At 53.7% G+C, this 978-nt stretch carries 1 rRNA gene; it reads right to left on the bottom strand.

What is annotated here, in order from left to right:
- Window positions 1-978, bottom strand: a 23S ribosomal RNA gene (locus tag ACF8OF_RS01490); the annotation flags it as partial.

Here is a 978-nt window from a genome sequence, read left to right as displayed (position 1 = left end):
CTCAATACATCGCTGCACTTACACACCCAGCCTATCAACGTCTTAGTCTCAAACGTTCCTTCAGGACCCTTAAAGGGTCAGGGAAGACTCATCTCGAGGCAAGTTTCCCGCTTAGATGCTTTCAGCGGTTATCTCTTCCGCACTTAGCTACCGGGCAATGCAATTGGCATCACAACCCGTACACCAGTGGTGCGTTCACTCCGGTCCTCTCGTACTAGGAGCAACCCCTCTCAATCTTCCAGCGCCCACGGCAGATAGGGACCGAACTGTCTCACGACGTTCTAAACCCAGCTCGCGTACCACTTTAAATGGCGAACAGCCATACCCTTGGGACCTACTTCAGCCCCAGGATGTGATGAGCCGACATCGAGGTGCCAAACACCGCCGTCGATATGAACTCTTGGGCGGTATCAGCCTGTTATCCCCGGAGTACCTTTTATCCGTTGAGCGATGGCCCTTCCATTCAGAACCACCGGATCACTAAGACCTACTTTCGTACCTGCTCGAGCCGTCACTCTCGCAGTCAAGCTGGCTTATGCCTTTGCACTAACCGCATGATGTCCGACCATGCTTAGCCAACCTTCGTGCTCCTCCGTTACTCTTTGGGAGGAGACCGCCCCAGTCAAACTACCCACCAGACACGGTCCCCGACCCGGATTACGGGTCTGGGTTAGAACATCAAACGTTAAAGGGTGGTATTTCAAGGATGGCTCCGTGCAGACTGGCGTCCACACTTCGTTGCCTCCCACCTATCCTACACATCAAGGCTCAATGTTCAGTGTCAAGCTATAGTAAAGGTTCACGGGGTCTTTCCGTCTTGCCGCGGGTACACTGCATCTTCACAGCGAGTTCAATTTCACTGAGTCTCGGGTGGAGACAGCCTGGCCATCATTACGCCATTCGTGCAGGTCGGAACTTACCCGACAAGGAATTTCGCTACCTTAGGACCGTTATAGTTACGGCCGCCGTTTACCGGGG

The sequence above is a fragment of the Morganella sp. TYF_1 genome, from assembly GCF_043105645.1.
Classification (GTDB): domain Bacteria; phylum Pseudomonadota; class Gammaproteobacteria; order Enterobacterales; family Enterobacteriaceae; genus Morganella; species Morganella morganii_B.
The sequence above is the reverse complement of the archived record's forward strand: the minus strand, read 5'-3'. Positions and strand labels throughout refer to the sequence as shown.